15 protein-coding genes are annotated in these 20,001 nt (G+C 74.2%); 10 read left to right on the top strand and 5 right to left on the bottom strand.

Features of this window, described 5'->3' with window-relative positions; genetic code table 11:
- On the bottom strand, positions 1-481 hold a 481-nt coding region (locus AB0J67_RS23045), incomplete at its 3' end, for a fasciclin domain-containing protein (protein WP_363485480.1).
- Between the two features lie 287 nt (positions 482-768).
- On the opposite strand from AB0J67_RS23045, the gene AB0J67_RS23040 reads away from it, so the two are divergent.
- Both AB0J67_RS23040 and AB0J67_RS23035 read left to right on the top strand, forming a co-directional pair.
- The gene (locus tag AB0J67_RS23040; RefSeq protein WP_363485479.1) at positions 769-2,169 is read left to right on the top strand and encodes a cellulase family glycosylhydrolase; all 1,401 of its coding nucleotides are present in this window, start codon (positions 769-771) and stop codon (positions 2,167-2,169) included.
- A 175-nt stretch (positions 2,170-2,344) separates the two neighbouring features.
- Positions 2,345-4,537 (top strand): diguanylate cyclase, encoded by a 2,193-nt coding sequence (locus AB0J67_RS23035; protein WP_363485477.1) that lies wholly within the window; start codon positions 2,345-2,347, stop codon positions 4,535-4,537.
- A 116-nt stretch (positions 4,538-4,653) separates the two neighbouring features.
- Here AB0J67_RS23035 and AB0J67_RS23030 read toward each other — a convergent pair whose 3' ends face one another.
- Together AB0J67_RS23030 and AB0J67_RS23025 are read right to left on the bottom strand one after the other, a co-directional pair.
- On the bottom strand, positions 4,654-6,360 hold the full coding sequence (locus AB0J67_RS23030) for an AMP-binding protein (RefSeq protein ID WP_363485475.1): 1,707 nt from the start codon (positions 6,358-6,360) through the stop codon (positions 4,654-4,656).
- Between the two features lie 18 nt (positions 6,361-6,378).
- Positions 6,379-7,884 (bottom strand): succinic semialdehyde dehydrogenase, encoded by a 1,506-nt coding sequence (locus tag AB0J67_RS23025; protein ID WP_363485474.1) that lies wholly within the window; start codon positions 7,882-7,884, stop codon positions 6,379-6,381.
- A gap of 229 nt (positions 7,885-8,113) precedes the next feature.
- Here AB0J67_RS23025 and AB0J67_RS23020 point away from each other — a divergent pair, with 229 nt between their 5' ends.
- From AB0J67_RS23020 to AB0J67_RS23000, 5 genes are all read left to right on the top strand, one after another.
- Positions 8,114-8,878 carry an enoyl-CoA hydratase family protein gene (locus AB0J67_RS23020; protein ID WP_363485473.1) on the top strand — a complete coding sequence of 255 codons (765 nt, stop codon included), beginning with the start codon at positions 8,114-8,116 and terminating at the stop codon, positions 8,876-8,878.
- A 96-nt stretch (positions 8,879-8,974) separates the two neighbouring features.
- Positions 8,975-9,874, top strand: a complete 900-nt coding sequence (locus AB0J67_RS23015; RefSeq protein ID WP_363485472.1) for a hypothetical protein — start codon at positions 8,975-8,977, stop codon at positions 9,872-9,874.
- A gap of 238 nt (positions 9,875-10,112) precedes the next feature.
- Positions 10,113-11,612 carry a hypothetical protein gene (locus AB0J67_RS23010; RefSeq protein WP_363485471.1) on the top strand — a complete coding sequence of 500 codons (1,500 nt, stop codon included), beginning with the start codon at positions 10,113-10,115 and terminating at the stop codon, positions 11,610-11,612.
- Positions 11,613-11,625: 13 nt separating this feature from the next.
- Entirely contained in the window at positions 11,626-12,426 is an 801-nt protein-coding gene (locus AB0J67_RS23005) for a GNAT family N-acetyltransferase (protein WP_363485470.1), read from the top strand.
- Positions 12,427-12,635: 209 nt separating this feature from the next.
- Positions 12,636-12,890 (top strand): hypothetical protein, encoded by a 255-nt coding sequence (locus AB0J67_RS23000; RefSeq protein WP_363485469.1) that lies wholly within the window; start codon positions 12,636-12,638, stop codon positions 12,888-12,890.
- Here the strand turns inward: AB0J67_RS23000 and AB0J67_RS22995 are convergent.
- On the bottom strand, positions 12,860-15,880 hold the full coding sequence (locus AB0J67_RS22995) for a BTAD domain-containing putative transcriptional regulator (protein ID WP_363485468.1): 3,021 nt from the start codon (positions 15,878-15,880) through the stop codon (positions 12,860-12,862). The genes AB0J67_RS23000 and AB0J67_RS22995 overlap by 31 nt on opposite strands.
- 139 nt (positions 15,881-16,019) lie before the next feature.
- On the opposite strand from AB0J67_RS22995, the gene AB0J67_RS22990 reads away from it, so the two are divergent.
- The 3 genes from AB0J67_RS22990 to AB0J67_RS22980 all read left to right on the top strand — a co-directional run bounded on the left by AB0J67_RS22990 (position 16,020) and on the right by AB0J67_RS22980 (position 18,868).
- Positions 16,020-17,105, top strand: coding sequence for a methyltransferase domain-containing protein (locus tag AB0J67_RS22990; RefSeq protein ID WP_363485467.1), 1,086 nt, complete (start codon positions 16,020-16,022; stop codon positions 17,103-17,105).
- Positions 17,106-17,168: 63 nt separating this feature from the next.
- The gene (locus AB0J67_RS22985; RefSeq protein ID WP_363485466.1) at positions 17,169-17,957 is read left to right on the top strand and encodes a PIG-L family deacetylase; all 789 of its coding nucleotides are present in this window, start codon (positions 17,169-17,171) and stop codon (positions 17,955-17,957) included.
- 113 nt (positions 17,958-18,070) lie between these two features.
- Positions 18,071-18,868, top strand: coding sequence for a methyltransferase domain-containing protein (locus AB0J67_RS22980; RefSeq protein WP_363485465.1), 798 nt, complete (start codon positions 18,071-18,073; stop codon positions 18,866-18,868).
- On the opposite strand, the gene AB0J67_RS22975 is transcribed toward AB0J67_RS22980, so the two are convergent.
- Entirely contained in the window at positions 18,855-19,973 is a 1,119-nt protein-coding gene (locus AB0J67_RS22975; protein ID WP_363485464.1) for a substrate-binding domain-containing protein, read from the bottom strand. The two genes, AB0J67_RS22980 and AB0J67_RS22975, sit on opposite strands and share 14 nt — an antisense overlap.
- Between the last annotated feature and the right edge of the window lie 28 nt (positions 19,974-20,001).

Below are 20,001 nucleotides of genomic sequence, written 5' to 3'. Positions count from 1 at the left end.
GGCCCTCCAGGGTCTTGTGCGTGCCGGCCAGCTGCTCCGGCGCGGTCTTGCCGGCCACCACGTGGTAGGTCAGGACCTTGGTCAGCAGCTCCTTGTCAGCCAGCACCTTCTGCAGGTCGGCCTGAGGGATCTTGGCGAACGCGTCGTTGGTCGGCGCGAACACGGTCAGCGCCTCGGCGTTGTTGAGCGTGTCGACGAGCCCGGCCTGCTTCACCGCGGTCACCAGCGTCGACAGCAGCGGGTTGCCCGCGGCGGCCGTGGCGACGGGCTGCTGTGCCATCGCCTCGAAGCTGCCCGGGTTCGCCGGGTCCGTGGGCACCGCGGCGCAGCCGGGGCCGAACTCGCCGTCGGCCATCGCCGCGGGCTTGCCGGCCGTGCTCTCCTGCGCGGACATGGCGCCGCTGCCGCAGGCGGTCAGGCCCAGCGACAGCGCGCACGCGCCCGCGGCGGCGAGCAGGGTGAACTTCCTCTTCCCGTACATGACGGTGGTCCTCTCTCCGGTTGAAACCTCCACCCGGCATTCGGACCCGCCGTGGCGGGGGATGGGTGGCATGCCGGAAATTTCTGGAAAAGATGGTTCGTGTTCTGAAGGCCGGCTCGCACGACAGGCGCTCGCGGTGCGGGGATAGTTGCGAGTCCATACGAATGCACCTAGGCTGAGGACCGCGCGGGTGTCTTGGGCAGCGACCAGCGGTCAGGCGTACACGCCTGGACCGATCACCTGTCCCGCCCCCTTTTCTCTCGGGGCCTTCCTGCCTGAGGTAGGTCATGAAAAGACTGCTCACCACCATCGGCGTGGCCGTGCTGGCCTTCGCCGCCTCCGTCCTGGTCGCCGTCAGCCCCGCTGAGGCGGCCGTCGGCCTGCGCATCAGCGGCACCGACATCGTCGAGGCCAACGGCCAGAAGTTCGTCATGCGCGGGGTCAACCACCCCCACGTCTGGTACACCGGCCAGACCAGCTCCTTCGCGAACATCAAGGCCGCCGGGGCCAACACCGTGCGCGTCGTGCTGGGCAGCGGCAAGCGCTGGGGCCCGTCCGACGACGTCGCCGCCGTCATCACCCTGTGCAAGCAGAACAGGCTGATCTGCGTCCTGGAGGTGCACGACACCACCGGGTACGGCGAGGAGGGCGCGGCCGCGTCGCTCGACGAGGCGGTCAACTACTGGATCACCCAGAAGAGCGCGCTGGTCGGCCAGGAGAACTACGTCGTCATCAACATCGGCAACGAGCCGATCGGCAACGTCAACGCGGGCCAGTGGACCGCCGCGACCGTCGCCGCGATCCAGAAGATGCGCACCAACGGCTTCCAGCACCTGCTCATGGTCGACGCCCCCAACTGGGGCCAGGACTGGCAGTACACCATGCGCGACAACGCCCAGACGATCCTGAACGCCGACACCCAGCGCAACACGGTGCTGTCTATCCACATGTACGCCGTGTTCAACACCGCGTCGGCCATCACCGACTACCTGAACCGGTTCCGGACCAACGGCTGGCCGCTGGTCATCGGCGAGTTCGGCTGGCGGTTCAACAGCAACGAGGTCGACCACGAGACGATCCTGGCCGAGGCGCAGGCGCGCGGCCTGGGTTACCTCGCCTGGTCGTGGAGCGGCAACACCGACCCGATCCTGGACATGACGGTCGGCTTCGACCCCAACCAGCTCACCACCTGGGGCCAGCGGATCGTCAACGGCGCGAACGGCCTCAAGGCCACGGCCAGGGAGGCGACCGTCTTCGGCGGCACCTCCTCGCCGAGCCCGTCGGCGTCGAGCGGCCCCTCGCCCTCGGCGAGCCCGTCGCGCAGCCCCTCGGCGTCGCCGAGCCCGTCCCGGTCGACCGGGCCGTCGCCGAGTGCGTCGCAGGGCGGGCGCAGCTGCTCGGCCGCGTACACCATCACGAACTCGTGGCCGGGCGGTTTCCAGGCCGAGGTGAAGGTGACCGCCGGTGGCTCGGCCGTCACGGGCTGGGCGGTCGACTGGACCTTCGCCAACGGCCAGGCCGTCACCCAGGCGTGGAGCGCCACCGTGACCAGCAGCGGGTCGGCGGTCACCGCCCGCAACGCGAGCTGGAACGGCAGCCTGCCCGCGGGCGGGAGCACGAGCTTCGGCTTCCTCGCGTCCTGGAACGGGGCCAACGCCGTCCCCGTGCTGACCTGCACCGCCGGCTGAACGAGGGCGGGGCGGCCGGCAGCGCCGGCCGCCCCGCGCCCGAGCCGTGGAGTCACCGGCTGAACGATCACGTCGGATCTAGTATTAATCGGACGTATACCGATCAGTGCGGACAGGATGGCTGGGCAGCGTTCGCCCTCACCCATGCCGGCGGGTCATCACGGGGGCGCGGGGAATGGTGGACAGAAGCCGGCTGCATCCGGTCGGGCGCGATCGGGTGCTGGTCGGCTTCGCGCTGGGCAGCCTCGCCTGGCTGGCGCTGTACGCCGTCCTGACCTACCTGGGCCAGGACTCCCCGAGCCTGGCCCGCTTCACCGGCGAGATCCTGTACCTGGTCACCGTCGCCGTCTTCGTCGGCCTGAGCTGGTACGCGGTCCGGCGCTCCACCGGCCGCAGCCGCACCGCCTGGCGGCTGCTGTTCGCCGCCAGCCTGCTGTGGCTGGCCGGGGACCTGACCTGGGCCTACTTCGTCTACACCGCACCCGGCGGGCCACCGATCCCGTCGCTGGCCGATGTCTTCTACCTGTCGCGCTACGTGCTGACGATGCTCGCCATCGTCGTCGGGCTGGGCCTGAAGCTGCGCGGGCTGCTCGACGCGCTGCTGGTGGCCGCGGCCGGAGCCGCGATCGGCTGGCAGGTCATCATCGGCCCGCTGGTGCCGGACAGCTGGAATCCCGCCGCGTTCGTCACTTTCCTGTATCCGGTGTTCTCGGTGATCATCGTCGCCGTCCTGCTGGCTCTGGTGCTGATCGCGCCGCGCCGGGTGCCGCTGTCCATGATCATGGTCGGCGCGGCGTTCGGCTTCGCCGTGGTGATGGACGCGGTGTACGCGTACACCAGCGTGCTGCGCGCGTACAGCAGCTCCACCTGGTTGAACCTGGGCTGGCAGGTCGAGGTGGTGCTGATGTGCATGGCGGCGCTGGTGGCGGCCCGGCGGCCCGACGACGAGCGGCAGGGCGGGCCCGCCCGCGAGGTCTCCTTCCTGCCCGCCCTGGTCGCCGTGCTGATCGTCGGCAGCCTCGCGGTGGCGGACATGATCCTGGTCGGACACATCAGCCGGGTGACCCTGTCGGTCGCCCTGCTGCTGCTCATAGGACTGCTGGTCCGCCAGATCATCGCCGCCCGCGACCGCACCCGGCTCACCGAGCAGCTGCGCACCGCGGCCATCACCGACTCCCTGACCGGCCTCTACAACCGGCGCTTCTTCGAGGAGAAGCTCGCCGCCGAGACGAACGCGCCCCACCGCGGACCGCTGAGCGTCGTCCTGCTCGACCTGGACCATTTCAAGAGCATCAACGACACCCACGGCCACCCCGTCGGGGACGCGGTGCTGGCGGCGGTCGCCGACCGGCTGCGGCGGTTCATGCGGGGCAGTGACCTGCTCTGCCGCTACGGCGGGGAGGAGTTCGTGTGCCTGCTGCCCCGCACGGACGGCCCGGCGGCGCTGGAGCTGGCCGAGCGGCTGCGCACCGGGCTCCGCGCGGCGCCGGTGGTGGTGCCCGGGGTCGCCGAGCCGCTGGCGCTGACCGCGTCGTTCGGGGTCGCCTGCGCCGACCCGGTTGAGCACGACGGGGATCTAGCCGTCGACGACCTCGTCGACGGCGCCGACCGCGCGCTGTACCGGGCCAAGGCGCTGGGTCGCGACCGGGTCCTCACCTGCGGCCCGTTCGGGCCGGCCGCGGCGGTGCCGGCGCTCGACCTGCCGGCGGGACTGGTATGGCTGGCCGACGAGGCCGACCGGATCCGCGGCGACGGCTCCCGCAGCGCCGCGATGGCCGGCTGGGCCTGGAAGACCGCGGCCCGGCTCGGCCTGGACGAGGCGACCCGGCTGGGCACCGCCGCCGCCGCGCGGTTGTGGGGCATCGGCTGCACCAGCCTCGACTGCGCTCCACCCACGCCCGTCGAGCCGGATCCGGACCGTGCCGGCGGCGCCCCTGTCCCACCTGAGCGAGCGGCCCCCCTGCCCGGCGATCCACCGACTCGGCGGGGTCAGCCGGCCCGCCTGCCCGGCGAGCCGCCGCACCGGCCGCAGGAGGCCGCCCGCCTGCTCGGCGAGCTGGCGCGCTGTCCCGAGCTGGTCGAAATCCTCGCCGCCCATCACGAGCGCCACGACGGCAGCGGCTGTCCGCGCGGGCTGTCCGGGCAGGACATCCCCGTCGGCGCACGGATCATCGCCGTCTGCGACGCGTGGGCCGCCGCACGCGGTGTGGCCTCAGCGCCCGCACCGGACCCCGCCGAGGCCCGCGCCGCGCTCGCCGAAGGCCGCGGCACGCGCTTCGACCCCGTGGTCCTCGACGCCTTCCTCCTCCTGCTCGACGAGGGCGCCATCGGCGAACCCGAGCCCCCACGCCGCCGCGAGGCCCTCTGACGCCACACACCGCCCGCCCACCGACGTCGATCTTGCGCGAACTGTTAGGGGTTTGCCCGATTCGGGCGTGTCGCCCCCACAGTTCGCGCAAGATCGGCGAGTTGTGGGGGCGGGGGTCAGGGGTGGTAGAGGGTTTCGATGGTGGTGGCGTACTTGCGGAGGATCGCGGCGCGGCGCAGTTTCAGGGTCGGGGTGAGCTCGTCGCCGCCGGGGGCCCACGCGCCGTCGAGGATCGTGTAGCGCTTGATCTGCTCGACCCGGGACAGGGTGGCGTTGCCCGCGGCCATTCCGGCCGCGACGGCGTCGGCCAGGCTGCCCGCGCCGTCGCGGGCCTGGTGCGCCGCGACGGCGTCCGGGTCCAGTACCAGCAGGGCCACGTTGTACGGCCGCCCGTCGCCGACCACGATCATCGCCGACAGCAGCGGGCACGCCGCCTTGACCGCGCCCTCGATGTTGGACGGCGACATGTTCTTGCCCGCCGCGTTGATGATCAGCTCCTTCTTGCGGTCCACGATGGTCAGGTAGCCGTCGGCGTCGAGCGTCGCCACGTCGCCGGTGCGCAGCCAGCCGTCGGCGAACGCGTCGGCGGTGCGGTCGGGGTCGTGGTGGTAGCCGCGCGTCACGATGGGGCCGCGGACCAGCAGCTCGCCGTCGTCGGCCAGGCGCAGCTCGACGCCGGGCGCGGCGATGCCGACGGTGCCGGGCCGGATCGCGCCGGGCGGGTTGAGCGTGCTCGCCCCGCACGTCTCCGACATGCCCCAGATCTCGCACACCGGCACCCCGAGGTCGAGGAAGAACTCCAGCACCGGCACGCTGAGCGCGGCGGCGCCGCACATCGCCCAGCGCATCCGGTCCATGCCGAGCTGCCGGCGCACCCGCGACAGCACCAGCCGGTCGGCGACCCGCGCGGCCGCGCGTGCGGCCGGTCCCGCGTTCCGCCTGCGCGACAGCCGTACGGCCAGATAAAACATCGCCCGCCGGGGCGCGGGCGCGTCGGCGAGCGCGTCGAGGATGCGGGCGCGCATCTTCTCGAACACCCGCGGCACCGCCGCCCAGTACGTCGGCCGCACCGCCGTCAGCGCCCCGGCCAGCTGGGTCAGGTCGGCCAGGCAGGTGACCCGCGAGCCGTAGAGCATCTGCAGGTAGTGGCTGGCCAGCCGGTCGGCGATGTGCGCGGCGGGCAGGTACGACAGCCCGTGGTCGCTGCGGTGCAGGTCGAACAGCGCGGTGACGGCCGCCGCCTCGGCCAGCAGGTTGGCGTGGGTCAGCTCGACGCCCTTGGGCGGCCCGGTGGTGCCGGACGTGTAGATGAGGGTGAGCAGGTCGTCGGGCTGCACGGCACGCCACGCGGCGTCGAAGTCGAACCCCGGGTCGCCCGCCGCGCCCAGCTCGTCGAGGCTGATCGCGCCCTCCGGCCGGGCGTCGACGCAGACCAGGTGCGCGACGGGCACGCCGCAGGCGAGGATCCGGTCGGCGTACTGCTCCTCGCAGATCACCACGCGGGCCTGCGCGTTGGCCAGCAGGTGGGCGATCTGCGCGGGGGAGGACGTGTTGTAGATCGAGAACGGCACCGCGCCCAGGTGCGCCGCGGCGGTGTCGACGACGTGGAACTCGGGCCGGTTGCTCAGCATCAGCGCCACCGCCTCGCCCCGGCTCACGTCCAGCGCGGCCAGCCCCGCCGCGGTACGCCGCACCGCGGCGGCGTACTCCCGCCAGGTGAGCACCGTGCCGGAGCCGTAGGCGTCCAGCGCCACCGCGTCGGGGTCCAGCGCCGCGGTGGCCTGGAACGCCTCGCACAGCGTGCGGTAGCCGAATGTGGGCACGGTGTCCTTTCCGTCAGGTCAGTGCAGGCGCAGCGCGTGCATGGCGCGCACCGCCGCGGTGAGCATCCACGCGTGCCGGGCCTGGCCCAGCCACGCCGGGGGGTCCAGGCGCAGCAGCCGCTGCGTGGCAATCGTCTGCGACTCGGTGTACGCCAGCAACCCCGCCGTCCCGTGGCGGCGGCCCAGCCCGGACGCCTTCATGCCGCCCATCGGCGCGTCGTGCGACGCGTACGCGGCGGCGTACCCCTCGTTGATGTTGACGGTGCCCGCGTGCAACCGCCGGGCCAGCCGGTACGCGGCGCGTACGTCCCGGCTGAACACCGCGGCGTTGAGCCCGTACCGGGTGTCGTTGGCCAGCGCGACGGCCGCGTCGTCGCCGGCCACGGGGTAGACCGACACGACGGGGCCGAACGTCTCCTCGCGGTACACGTCCATCTCCGGCGTCACTCCCGCGAGCACGGTCGGCTCGTGGAACAGCGGCCCGAGCTCGGGTCGCGGGTGGCCGCCGGCCAGCAGCGACGCGCCCCGGGCCAGCGCGTCGGCGACGTGGCGGCGGGTCGTGTCCAGCGTGCGCGGCAGTGTCAGCGAGCCCAGGTCGGGCCCGAACCGCAGGCCCGGACCGGCGTGCAGGCCGCGGACCAGCGCCAGGAAGCGGTCGAGGAACTCGTCGTGGACGGACTCGTGCACGATGATGCGCTCGATGGACAGGCACAGCTGGCCCGCACTGGCGAAGCAGGCGCGCACGGCCGCGTGCGCGGCCCGGTCGAGGTCGGCGTCGGCGCGTACCAGCAGGGCGTTCTTGCCGCCGAGTTCGAGCGAGCAGCCGACCAGGCGCTGCCCGGCGCGGGCGGCGACCGCGCGGCCCGCCGCGCTGGAGCCGGTCAGGCTGATGTGGTCGGCGCCGTCGAGCAGCGCGTCGCCGATGGCGGCGGGCTCGCCGTGCACCTGCTGCCACACCGCCTCCGGCAGGCCCGACGCGACGAGCAGGTCGCGGGCCCAGGCGGCGGTGCGCGCGGTCTGGGTGTCGGGCTTGTGCACCACGGCGTTGCCGGCCAGCAGCGCGGGCACGATGTCGCTGACCGCCAGGGCCAGCGGGTAGTTCCACGGCGTGATCACGGCGACGGTGCCGATGGGGTGGCGCACCTCGGTGACCCGGGTCAGCAGCGGCAGCGCGCCGCGGCGGTGGCGCGGGCGCAGCAGCGCGGGCGCGCGCCGGGCGTAGTAGAGGCTGACCAGCGCCGCGTCCAGGACCTCCTCGTGCGCGTGCGTCCTGGCCTTGCCCGTGTCGAGCTGCACCAGGTCGAGGATCTCGGCCTGCCGGTCCAGCAGCGCGCGGGCGAAGCGCCGCACCACGCGGGCGCGGTCGCGCGGCGCCCGCGCCGCCCACGCGGGCTGGGCCGCGCGGGCGTCGGCGTACGCCGCGGCGACGTCGGCCGCGGTGCACTGCCGGACGGTGGCCAGCGGCTCGCCGGTGAAGGGCGTGCGGGTGACCACGTCCTCCCCACGCCGTTGCGGGCTGCCCATGCGTTGCACCGTAGCGATTTCGCCGATGATCGCAATAGGCGTTCATGTATTCGCTGGCAGGGGACATATAAATCAAGCGCGCTTGACTTTTTTGGATCACGGCGGGAGGGTGGGCCGACCGCCTCGCGCGTGCGGTGCGCCGCCGCCCGACGGCTCTCGGCCGGCGGTTCGCCACCGTCCCGCGCGACCGGCCACGACCACGCCGCCGCCCGAGAGCGAAGGGGAGCCGATGTCCGACCAGGACCGCCCGTACGTGACCGCGACCGCCGACCGCGCCGTCGTCACGCTGACCCTGGACTCGCCGCACAACCGCAACGCGCTGTCCCAGCGGCTGATGACCGAGCTGCGCGAGCACCTCGCCGCCGCCGCGGCCGACATGGCGGTACGCGCCGTCGTGCTCGCCCACACCGGACGCGTCTTCTGCGCCGGGGCGGACCTGACCGAGGCCGCCGACGGCCCGGCGGCGGGCACCGCCCGGCTGCTCGCGCTGCTGCGGGAGATCGTGGAGCTGCCCAAGCCGGTGCTGGCCCGCGTCGACGGGCACGTGCGCGCGGGCGGCCTCGGCCTGCTCGGCGCCTGCGACCTCGTGGTGGCCGGACCGTCGTCGTCGTTCGCCTTCACCGAGGCGCGGATCGGGGTCGCTCCCGCCGTCATCTCGCTGACCACGCTGCCACGGCTGACCGGCCGCGCGGCAGCCCGCTACTACCTCACCGGCGAGGTGTTCGACGCCGCCGCGGCGCAGGCGTGCGGGCTGATCACCGTCGCCGCCGACGACGTGGACGAGGCGCTGTCGGGCCTGCTCGACGGCGTACGGGCCGGGTCGCCGCAGGGCCTGGCGGCGAGCAAGCGGCTGGCCGGCCGCGACGTGCGCGCGGCGCTGGACGCGTACGGCGAGGACATGGCGGCGCTGTCGGCCGAGCTGTTCGCGACGGAGGAGGCGGCCGAGGGAATGACGGCCTTCCTGCAGCGGGGCAAGCCGTCCTGGGCGGTGTGAGCACGGCGTCGTGACATTGGCATATTCGGTTGCTTGTTTCTCTGGGCGAAACGATGTTCCACTGTGGGAACCAAGGTTCCTTCGGAAGGAGCATCCATGTTCCGGCGAGCAATCCTCGTCCTTGCCCTGCTCACCGCCGCCGTCGCGGGCACCGGCAGCCCCGCCGCCGCGGCCGACACCTCCGTCCCCGGTTCGTACGCCGTCGGCTACGTCGACGCCTCCGTCAGCGCCTCCGGCCGCTCGTTCAGCGCCCGGATCTACTACCCGGCGACCGCCGCCGGGCAGAACGCCGCCGTCGCCGCCGGACGGTTCCCGGCCATCGCGTTCGGCCACGGCTTCCTGCAGAGCGTCAGCAAGTACTACGGCACCATGTCCCATCTCGCGTCCTGGGGCTTCGTGGTGGCCGCCCCCACCTCGCAGGGCAGCCTCCTCCCCAGCCACAGCGCCTTCGCCGACGACCTGAACGCCCAGCTCACCTGGCTCGTCGCGCAGGACACCACGGCCGGGTCGCGGTTCAACGCGCACATCAACACCACCAGGCTGGGCCTGTCCGGGCACTCGATGGGCGGCGGCGCCAGCGTGCTCGCCGCCTCGCGCAACCCGGCCGTGACCACGGTGGCCAACCTCGCCGCCGCCGAGACCAACCCGTCGGCCGCCGCCGCTGCCGCCTCGGTGTCCGTGCCGATGATGCTGGTCGCGGGGGAGAGGGACGGCACCGCGCCGATCGCGAGCCACCAGCGCCCGATCTACCACGGCAAGCCCGCGCCCAAGCAGCTGCGCACCATCCTCGGCGGCTTCCACTGCGGCTTCATCGAGTCCTCGTCGGTGTTCTGCGACAGCGGCACCATCACCCGCGCCACGCAGCTCACCATCACCCGCCGCGTGCTGACCGACTGGTTCCGCTACTACCTGGCCGGGGACACCGGCTCGTACAACGCGGTCTGGGGCAGCGGCGCCACCGGCGACCCGCAGGTCCGGTTCGAGGGCGTGGCCTGACCGGCCGCACCACGAGCAGGTCCCGCAGCGGCCACGAGCCGAGCGGCCGGCGGGGAGAGCCGCACCCGGCTCTCCCCGCGTTATCGGCTGGCGGGCATGGCCGCCGAGCTGGCAGTATCCACGGACCGACCACGGGGGGACTGCCATGGGGCTACGCGAGAACCTGCGCGCCTTCCTCGGCGCCGCAGAACCGGCGCCTGTCCCGCAAGCGGCGGACGGCCGGCCGCGCGACGCCGAAATGCCCGAGACATCCGGCGACGACGAGCTGCGCAGCGCCCTCGGCGGACCGGGATGGCCGTCGAAGCGGTGGGAGCGGGCCTCCCACCTGATGAAGGTGGCCCGGGACGGCCGACCCGAACAGCGGGCGGTCGCGCTGGAGGCACTCGCCGGAGCATCCGCCGCGTGGTGGACGGTGCTCGACGAGACGCTGCGGTCCCAGACCTGGACGGTGCAGCGCTGGACGAACGGTCTGGTCGAAGCCGTCGCCGCCGGCCGGGCGGACCTGCTCGACCTCGTCGTGGCCGGGTGCCACCACCAGGGCAGGCTGCGCGAGGCGGCGGTGGCCCGCCTGCGCGGGCACGCCCACCCGGTGGCCGCCGCGATGCTGGCGCTGCGCAGCGCGGACTGGGTCGACCCGGTCCGGGACGCCGCCCGCGAGGCCTGCGAGCACCTCCTGGACGAGCGGATCGACGCCCCACGCCTGCTGGCCGTCGCCGGCCTGGCCGATGCGCTCGGGGAGCGGGTCCGCGGCCGGTGGCTGCGTGAACGCGTCGACGCCCTGGTCCCCCGGCTGCCTGACGAGACCCGGTCGCAGCTGCTGCGCTCCGGGCACCGCGACGTACGGCGCAACGCCTACCGCCTCGCCATCGCGGCCGGCCGGCTGCCGGTCGACCGGCTGGTGGACGCGGCCCTGCGCGATGCCGACCTGGTGATCAGGCGGACCTGCGCGGACGCGGCGTTCGCGGCGGCGGCGGACCTGTCGGTGGCCCGGCGGCTGCTCGCGGCGCGTACGCCGCTGATCCGGTCGGAGGCGGTGCGGCTGCTCGCGCGGGGCGGTGAGCGCACGGTGGCGCGGGCGGCGCTGGCCGACCGCAGCCCGCTGGTGCGGCTCGTCGCGCAGGTGGCGGTGGGCCGGGCGGGCGGCGACCCGGCCGCGTACTACCGCGAGCTGCTGGCGGGCGCGTGTCCCGCGCCGGGTGCGATCGCCGGGCTCGGGGAGACCGGCACGTCCGGCGACGTCGACCTGATCGCGCGGTGGCTGGCGCACCCGTCGGCGCGGGGCCGGGTCGAGGCGGTGCGGGCGCTGGTCGCGCGCGACGCGGTGCGCGCCGAGCCGCTGCTGCCGCTCTTGCATGACCCGGCGAACCCGGTGGTGGCCCAGGCCGCCGCAGCGCTGAGCACCGTCGCGCACGAGATCAGCCCGGCGCTGCTGCGGGAGCTGCTGGATCCCGCGCAGCGGCCGGCGGTGCGGCGGGCCGCGTACCGGCTGGTGCTGGTGCGTGACGTGTGGCTCGGGCTCACGGTGGGGCTGCGGCTGCTGGCGGACGCGGATCCGGTGCTCGGGGCGCAGGCACGGGCCGAGGTGGCGGCGTGGCCGCGCAACCCCGGCCCGGGGGCGTACCGCAGACTCACCCCGGAGGTGGCCCCCGAGCTGCTGGCGGCGATCGAGCAGGCGCGGCCCGTGCTCGGGGACTCCCGGACGGAGCTGCTGCGCTGGTGCGTACGGCAGGATCGGTGAAGGGAACGCCGTGGTGAGCCACGAGGAGCTGTCCGCGCGGGACGTGTTCGCGCGCATCACCGCCTTTCAGCAGGCGGCGGTGCGGCGCCAGGCCGAGCGGGTCGTCGACTTCGGCGAGGGCTTCACGGCGCTGTGCCCGAGCTTCCCGTACTCGTACGACCACAACCTGGTCGTGCTGACCGGGGACGACGCCCCGGACGACGTCGTGGAACTCGTGGAGTCCGTCCTGGACCGCACCGGGGTCGAGCACCGGCTGGTGCTGGCGCACTCGGCGCCGCTGGGGGACGCGGTCGCGGCCGCGCTGACCGGGGCGGGGTACGGCCACACGGTCCACGTGGTGATGCGGCTGACCGCGTCCGCCGGGCCGATCGGCGATCCCGGCGAGGTGCGCGAGCTGAGCCTGGACGAGCTGCGCCCCGGCGAGCGCGCGATGTGGCAGGAGCGCCTGCCGGACGCGCCCGACGAGGTGCTCGACCAGCTCGCCGACCGGCGGGTGCTGCGCCGGGCCTGCGCCGAGGAGGTCGTCTTCCTCGGCGTACGCGACGAGGACGGTGCGGTCGTCGCCCAGGCGGATCTCTACCTCGACCGCGGGTTCGGCTGCGCGCAGATCGAGGACGTGCGCACGTCGCCGGCCCATCGCGGGCGCGGCCTGGCCCGCGCCGTGCTGGCCGAGTGCGTGCGCCGCGCGGCCGAAGCAGGCTGCCCGGTGACGTTCCTGGTCGCCGACGCGGAGGACTGGCCGCGCCGTTTCTACGAGCGGATCGGCTTCGAGACCGTCGGGCACACCCATCTCTTCCTGCGGTTTCCCGGGTAGGGAACCGGCCGGGCGGACGAACGGGCGCGCCGGCCGGCCCTGGTGTCGCAACCGATCCTCAGGCAGGCTCTGCTCCGTGACGCAGAGATCATCTGAGGAAGAGAGCAGCGCCGGGGTGGCGCACATCGTCGAGCCGTTGCGGCGGAACATGCCCCCTGGCGGGCGACTTCGGCTTCGAGTCGATCCAGCAGCTGGGCGACGCGGTCCCGATGCTCGTGACCAACTACGGCGACGAGCTGCTCGAACTGATGCTGGAGCCGTGCGGGCAGGACTACTGGCTGCAGCCGGGGGAGACCTTCGTGGTCACGTCCTACGGGCAGTGGCACGGCTTTCCCTTCGAGACGATGTACGAGCCCGGCCGCATCACGGTCTGCGCGTCGTCCTGGTTCGCCACCGTCTCCTTCCGGGACGGCCGCGAGGTCCCCGGCGGGCATCAGCGGCCGAGCGGTGTCCCCGGGAGCTGAGCGAGCACCCGGTCGATCGTGGACAGTGCGAACCCGACCGCCGCGTCGGGGTCCATGGCGGCGCCGGCACCGGTGGCGGCCGGGTAGCGGGCCGTGCCCAGCGCGGCGGTGAGCGTCCGCTCGGCCGCGAGCATGCCGTCGGCGTCGGCGCCGTACGCGGCGGTGTCGGCTGCGCCGAGTGCCCCGAGCAGGGTGGCCGCCTCCTCGTGCACGCCGAGGCGGACGAGCAGCCGGATCAGGTTGCGCAGGGTCGTCCACTGGTGGTGCCAGACCTGCAGCCGGTGCCACTGGTCCACACACCGGCGGAAGGCGCGCAGCGCGGCGGCGTACTCGTCGCAGCGGGTCAGCAGGGCGGCCAGCCCGACCTCGGCGATGGTCTCGGTGAACGCGCCGCCGACCGACCCGGCCAGCGCGACGGCCTCCTCGTAGAGCCGCCTGGCCTGGTCGGGGTCGCTGCCCGACAGGGCCTCGGCCTGGTTGTACCTCGCCCACGCGATCAGGGTGGGGTTGCCGATCGCCTGGGTGACCCGTAGCTGCTCGCGGGCGATGGCGAGCCCGGCCGCCGGGTCGCCCGCGTACGTGCGCGCCAGGCCCTGGAAGAGCAGCCCCTCGCCGTCCCGCCAGGCGTCGCCGTGCAGCCGGGCCACGCGGGACTGCTCGGCCGCCCACCGGAAGCAGTCGTCGAGTCGGCCCTCGTAGAGCGCCACGGCCGCGAGCACCTTGAGCACCGGCAGGCACAGCGGGCCGGTGGGATCGGCCGCGGTGTCCAGCGCATGCTGCGCGATGGCGAGGGCGCGCCGCTGGTCGCCGCGCAGGGTGAGTCCTTCCCCGACCGCGCCGCAGACCACCGGGTACAGCGGGTGCGAGTCGGCGCCGGGCAGGGCGAGCACGGTCTCACCCCAGGACACGACCTCGTCGTGGAAGCGGTACACCACGTAGTGGTAGAGCCCCGCCGAGATCCGCATCGCGACGCCGGTGTCGCGCCGGTCGACGGCCCACCGGTGGGCGGCCCGCAGGTTGCCCAGCTCGGCGTCCAGCACGGCGACGCACTGGCCCTCGGCGGGCCCGCGCATCCGGGTGCCGACGTCCTCGGCCGTGGCGGCGTAGTACGCCGCGTGCGCGTCGTGGACCTGCGGGAGCTCGCCGCGCTCGGCGAGGCGTTCGCGCCCGTACGCCCGCAGCAGGCCCAGCATCGAGTAGCGCACCTGCCCGGCGGTCGGCCCGGCGCTGATCAGCGAACCGTCGACCAGCGCCGCGAGCGGGTCGAGCAGGTCCGCCTCGCCGCAGACCCGCTCCGCCGCGTCCAGGGTGAACCCGCCGGCGAACACCGACAGCCGGTCGAACAGGTGCTGCTGGGCGGGGCTGAGCAGCGCGTACGACCAGTCGACGACGGCGCGCAGGGTGCGGTGCCGCTCGACGGCGGTGGGCCGGGCGGTGGTCAGCAGCCGCAGCCCGTCGCCGAGCCGGGCCGCGAGGTCGGCGGGGTTGAGCGACCGGATCCGGGCCGCGGCCAGCTCGATGCCGAGCGGCAGCCCGTCGAGCTGCCGGCACACCTGCGCGACGTGCGCGAGGTTGTCGCCGGTCAGGTCGAGGCCCGGCCGGACGGCGCGGGCCCGGTCGGCGAACAGCCGCACGGCGGGCGACGCCGCGGCCCCGGCCGGGTCGCCGTCCGGCACCGGCAGCGGCGCGACCTGGTGGATCCGCTCGCCCGGCACGCCGAGCGCGGTGCGGCTGGTGGCCAGCACGGTGACCCGGGGGCAGGACCGGACGACCGACTCGATGAGCCGCGCGGCGTCGGCGAGCACGTGCTCGCAGTTGTCGACGACGAGCAGCAGGTGCCGGGTGGCGAGATACGCCCGCACCGACTCGTCGATGCCGAGGCCGGGCTGCTGCCGGGCGCCGACGGCCGCGGCCAGGGCATGCCCGAGACCCGCGCCGTCGGTGAGCGGCGCCAGCTCGCACCAGCGCACGCCATCGGCGTGCTCGGTCGCCGCGTCGGCCGCGACGTGCGTCGCCAGCCGGGTCTTGCCCACCCCGCCGGGGCCCGTGAGCGTGACGAGGCGGCCCTCGCGCAGCGCCGCGGCCACGGCGGCCTGATCCGCCTCGCGGCCGACGAAGCTCGACACCTCCATCGGCACGGTGCCCTTACCCGCGACGTCCGCCGCGCCTGCACCCGAGACGTCCGCCCGGCCCGCGTCGGAAACGTCCGTGGTCATGTCCATCCTGGACGGTGCGGGCGGCGTCCAGTCGAGGGCGGGGTCCTGGCGTAGGACGGCGGCCTCCAGCGCCCGCAGCGCCGCCGACGGTGCGACGCCGAGCTCCTCGTCGAGCCGGGTGCGGAACGCCCGGTACACCGCCAGCGCCTCCGCCTGGCGGCCGCACCGGTACAGCGCCAGCATGAGCTGCTCGCGGGGGCGTTCCCGCAGCGGGTTCTCGGCGGCGTACGCCTCGATCGCCCCGGGCAGGCCGGGGTGGCGGCCGAGGGCCAGCGCGGCGTCGAAGCGCTGCTCGATCGCGGCCAGGCGCAGCTCGTCCAGCCGGGTGGCCTCGGGCCGGGCGAAGTCCTCGTCGGCGAACTCCGCGTAGGCCGGCCCGCGCCACAGCGCCAGCGCCTCGTCCAGCGCGGCCAGGGCCGCCTCGGGGTCGTGCGCGGCGGCGCGGCGGGCCTGGTCGACCAGGTGTTCGAAGCGGCCCGCGTCGGTCTGCTCCGACGCGATCCGCAGCAGGTAGCCGGGCGGGTGGGTGAGCAGGACGTCCTCGCCGCCCGCGCGCAGCAGCCCGCGCAACCGGGAGACGTAGGTGTACAGCGACGGCAGCGCCTTCGCGGGCGCGTCGTCGCCCCAGATGATCTCCACCAGGCTGTCGGCGGGGACCACCGTGCCGGCCCGCGAGATGAGCGCCGCGAGCAGCAGCCGCTGCGTCCGGCTGCCGATCTCCACCGCGCGGTCGCCGGAGCGCACCGCCAGCGCGCCGAGCACGCCGAAGTTCATGCCCGCACGCCCGCCGCGGCGCCCGGCCCGCGCACCGCACGCCGCAATCGCGGCGCAAGGCAGCCGCAAGGTGTCGCCGCCAACATCGGTGAAGTCGGTTCCACCGTCACAACCAACCACTATAGGAGGCGACTCGATCATGACTTCCGCAACGAAGTCCGTCGCAGCACCGGCGAGCGCGTCCGACGTCGAGGCCTTCGCGGGCCGCGTCATGGGCGACACCAGCGCCTGGATGGTCACCACGATGGCCGCGATCGGCGACCGGCTCGGGCTCTGGCAGGCCCTGGCCGACGGGGGGTCGCAGACCAGCGCGGAGCTGGCCGGGCGCACCGGCACGGCCGAGCGCTACGTCCGCGAATGGCTGTCGTCGATGGCCTCGCACGGATACCTGGAGCACGATCCGCACACCGAGCGCTTCACGCTGCCCGCCGCGCACGTCCCCGTGCTCGCCGTCGCGGGGCCCGCCTACTTCGGCGGCCTGCACCAGGCCCTGTACGGGCTAACCGGCGTGCTCGGGCAGGTCACCGACGCGTTCCGGCACGGCGGCGGCGTGCCGCTGGCGGCGTACCCGCAGGACTGGTGGCGCGGGCTCGAACGCTTCACCGACGGCTGGTTCGAACACCTGCTGCCGGGCGTGTGGCTGCCCGCCCTGCCGCAGGTGCACGCGGCGCTGGAGCGCGGCGCGGACGTCGCCGACGTCGGCTGCGGCCGGGGCCGGGCGCTCATCAGCCTGGCGCAGGCGTACCCGGCGGGCCGCTACACCGGGTTCGACATCCACCCCGAGTCGGTCGCGGCGGCGCGCGAGGCCGCGCAGGCCGCCGGGGTCGCCGACCGGGTGCGGTTCGAGGTGTGCGACGTGTCGGCCGGCATCCCCGGCGACTACGACGTCATCACCACGTTCGACGTGATCCATGACGCCGCCGACCCGCTCGGCATGCTGAAGGTGATCCGCGGCGCGCTGCGCCCGCACGGGCGCTACGTCTGCCTCGACATCAACGCCAGCCACCACCTGCCCGACAACGCGGGCGCGCTCGGGGCCTACTTCTACGGCATCAGCGTGCTGTTCTGCCTGACCACGTCGCTGGCCCAGCACGGGGCGGGGCTCGGCACCTGCGGCTTCAACGAGCACACCGCCCGCAAGCTGTGCGCCGAGGCCGGGTTCGGCACGGTCGAGCGGGTCGACATCGACAACCCGTTCAACATCCTCTACGAGATCACCGTCTGACCGTCCCCCCGCGGGGCCGGCCCACCCGCCGGCCCCGCACCACCGAGGAAGGTTCCACCCGACATGCGTCACGAGGTATCCGAGCTGGGCACCGTGCTCGGCGTCTGGGCACACCCCGACGACGAGGTCTACCTGTCGGCGGGTCTCATGGCCCTGGCGCGCGACGCCGGCCGCCGGGTCGTCTGCGTGACCGCGACGCTGGGCGAGCGCGGCACCGGCGACCCGGCGCAGTGGCCCCCGGCGCGGCTGGCTGCCGTCCGGGCGCACGAGCAACGCGCCTCGCTCGCCGTGCTCGGGGTGACCGAGCACCACGTGCTCGGCCTGCCCGACGGCGACTGCGCCGAGCACCCGGCCGACGACGCCGTGGCGCGGCTCGTCGCGATCATCGAGCAGGTGCGTCCGGACACGATCCTCACCTTCGGGCCCGACGGGTTCACCGGGCACGCCGACCACCAGGCCGTCTCCCGGTGGGCGACCGCGGCCCGTGCGCTGGCCGCGCCCGAGGCCCGGCTGCTGTACGCCACCACCACCGACGACTTCCTGCACCGCTGGCAGCACGTGTACGACCGCCTCGACGTCTTCCTCGCCGACGGCCTGCCCGCCCGCACCCCGCCCGAGCTGCTGAGCCTGCACCTGGCACTCGACGGCGAGCTCGCCGACCGCAAGCTCGTCGCCCTGCGGGCACAGGCCACCCAGACCGCGGCGCTGGTCGCGATGCTCGGCGAGCAGACGATGCGGGACTGGTGCGCCACCGAGGCGTTCGTCGACGCCGCGCACGCCACCGGCCGCGCCTGGGCGACCTGGCGTCCCGCGGTCCCCGCCGACTACGCGGCCTGGGACCACCAGTGCTGAATTCTGTGATCATTCCGATGCGCAGTGTCCGGGTGGGCCCGTCGTCTACGCCGTACGAAGGAAGTGCGTGTTCCGGAGTGCCCGCGGGCTGAACCTCCGTTACGGTCGGACGCATGAGCGACGTGACCCGCGACGTGTTCGACGACAAGGTGTCCGCCTGGCGGCAGTGGCAGGACGCGCCCTGGGGCCGGTTGCGCTACACGCTGGCGGAGCACAACATCGCCCGCCACCTCGACGGACGCCGGCTGCGCATCCTCGACGTGGCAGGCGGAAACGGCGTCGAGGCGGTCCGCTACGCGACGGCCGGGCACCAGGTCACGCTGGTCGACTACTCGCCGCAGATGCTGCTGTCGGCGCGCTCGCTGGCCGAGTCGACCGGTGTCGCGCACCGGGTCACCGTGATCGAGTCCGACGTCGCCAAGCTCGGCGACGTCGTCGAGCCCTCGGCGTACGACCTGGTGCTGTGCCACAACCTGCTGCCGTACGTGGCCGACGTGGAGGCCACGCTCGCCACCGTGATGGCGCCGCTGCGCGAGGGCGGCCTGCTCAGCGTGATCGCCGGTAACGCGCACTCCGAGCCCATGCGGGCCGCGATCCGCGACATGGACCTGACCGCCGCGTACGAGTCGCTCGACGCCGCGGAGCGGTTCACGCACACGTTCAACACGCCGGTCTACCCGCGCACCGCCGACGAGGTGTCCACCGTGCTGCGCCGGCTCGGCGCGGGCGTGCTCGGCCACTACGGCATCCGCTCGGTCTGCGACTACATCCCCGACGACGAGCGCAAGTACGACGCGTCGTTCTTCGCCGAGCTGGAGCGGCTGGAGATCGCGCTGTCGGACCGGATGCCGTTCCCGCTCACCGCGCGGCTGTTCCACCTGATCGCGAGCGCCCCCGTCACAGCTGCGTGAGCACGTTGAAGTCCAGCCGGTCCGCCTCGGCGAGGTAGATGCGCTGCCGGGCGTGCCGCCGGCGCATCGCGATCGCCCCGCGCGGCCCCTCGTAGGTCACCTCGTCCGCACCCGACCCGATCGCCCGCACGTCCAGCGTGCGCGCCCGGTTGATCAGCGCGGCCAGCAGCAGCACACCCTCGTAACAGGACTCGCCGAGGCTGCCCGGCTGCGGCGCCTCGACCCCGAAGCGGCGGGCGTACTGCCCGTGGAAGTCGAGGTTCTCCGGCGTCACCAGCGTCGCGAAGAACCCCGCCGTGCTGAACAGGCCGCGGGTGGCGTGCGCGCCGCTGGCCATCAGCATGTTCTCGTCCATCAGCGTGCTCAGCCGCAGGCAGCGCTGGTCCAGCCCGCGCGCCGCGAACGCCCGGTTGAACCGCACCGCGTCGTTGCCGACCAGCAGCATCAGCACCGCGTCGGCCTGGCTGTGCTCGATGCGGCGCAGCACGTCGCCGAAACCGTGCACGCCCAACGGCAGGAACGCCTGCCCGCACACCTGCGTGCCCGACTCCACGGCGTAGCGGTGCGCCGCCGCCGCCGTGCGCCGCGGCCACACGTAGTCGTTGCCGACGATGAACCAGCGCCGCACCCGGTGCTCCCCGGCCAGCAGCCGCATCGCCGGCAGCAGCTGCTCGTCCGGCGTCTCGCTGGTCAGGTACACGCCCTCGGTGCGCTCGCCGCCCTCGTACAGCGCGGTGTAGACGTACGGGACGCGGTGCGCGACGCGCGGCGCGAGCGCCTGGCGCACCGACGAGATGTGCCAGCCCGTCACCCCGTGCACGATGCCGAGCTCGACCAGTGCCTGCACCTCGGCGGCGACCCGCTCCGGCGGGGCACCCCCGTCGACGGGCACCAGGCTCAGCTCGCGGCCGAGCACCCCGCCGCCGCGGTTGACCTCCTCGACCGCGAGCTGCGCGCACAGCTCGCAGGTCGGGCCGAAGATGCCGGCCGGTCCCTGCATCGGGAACACCAGCGCGACGTGCAGGGTCTCGCCGAGGGTGCCGGTAGCGCGGCCGGGCTGTCCGGGGACGACCAGGCCTGGCAACCGCTGCGGCGGCACGGGCATGGCCCCATGTTCCCGTGGGCCGCGCATG

The sequence above is a fragment of the Catellatospora sp. NPDC049609 genome (genome assembly GCF_040675365.1).
In the GTDB taxonomy this organism is placed as follows: domain Bacteria; phylum Actinomycetota; class Actinomycetes; order Mycobacteriales; family Micromonosporaceae; genus Catellatospora.
The sequence above is the reverse complement of the archived record's forward strand: the minus strand, read 5'-3'. Positions and strand labels throughout refer to the sequence as shown.

Coding starts and splice junctions, on each gene's coding strand:
- AB0J67_RS23040 (WP_363485479.1), top strand. CDS start 769: ATGAAAAGACTGCTCACCACCATCGGCGTGGCCGTGCTGGCCTTCGCC.
- AB0J67_RS23035 (WP_363485477.1), top strand. CDS start 2,345: ATGGTGGACAGAAGCCGGCTGCATCCGGTCGGGCGCGATCGGGTGCTG.
- AB0J67_RS23025 (WP_363485474.1), bottom strand. CDS start 7,884: ATGGGCAGCCCGCAACGGCGTGGGGAGGACGTGGTCACCCGCACGCCC.
- AB0J67_RS23020 (WP_363485473.1), top strand. CDS start 8,114: ATGTCCGACCAGGACCGCCCGTACGTGACCGCGACCGCCGACCGCGCC.
- AB0J67_RS23015 (WP_363485472.1), top strand. CDS start 8,975: ATGTTCCGGCGAGCAATCCTCGTCCTTGCCCTGCTCACCGCCGCCGTC.
- AB0J67_RS23010 (WP_363485471.1), top strand. CDS start 10,113: ATGCCCGAGACATCCGGCGACGACGAGCTGCGCAGCGCCCTCGGCGGA.
- AB0J67_RS23000 (WP_363485469.1), top strand. CDS start 12,636: ATGCTCGTGACCAACTACGGCGACGAGCTGCTCGAACTGATGCTGGAG.
- AB0J67_RS22995 (WP_363485468.1), bottom strand. CDS start 15,880: ATGAACTTCGGCGTGCTCGGCGCGCTGGCGGTGCGCTCCGGCGACCGC.
- AB0J67_RS22990 (WP_363485467.1), top strand. CDS start 16,020: ATGACTTCCGCAACGAAGTCCGTCGCAGCACCGGCGAGCGCGTCCGAC.
- AB0J67_RS22985 (WP_363485466.1), top strand. CDS start 17,169: ATGCGTCACGAGGTATCCGAGCTGGGCACCGTGCTCGGCGTCTGGGCA.
- AB0J67_RS22980 (WP_363485465.1), top strand. CDS start 18,071: ATGAGCGACGTGACCCGCGACGTGTTCGACGACAAGGTGTCCGCCTGG.
- AB0J67_RS22975 (WP_363485464.1), bottom strand. CDS start 19,973: ATGCCCGTGCCGCCGCAGCGGTTGCCAGGCCTGGTCGTCCCCGGACAG.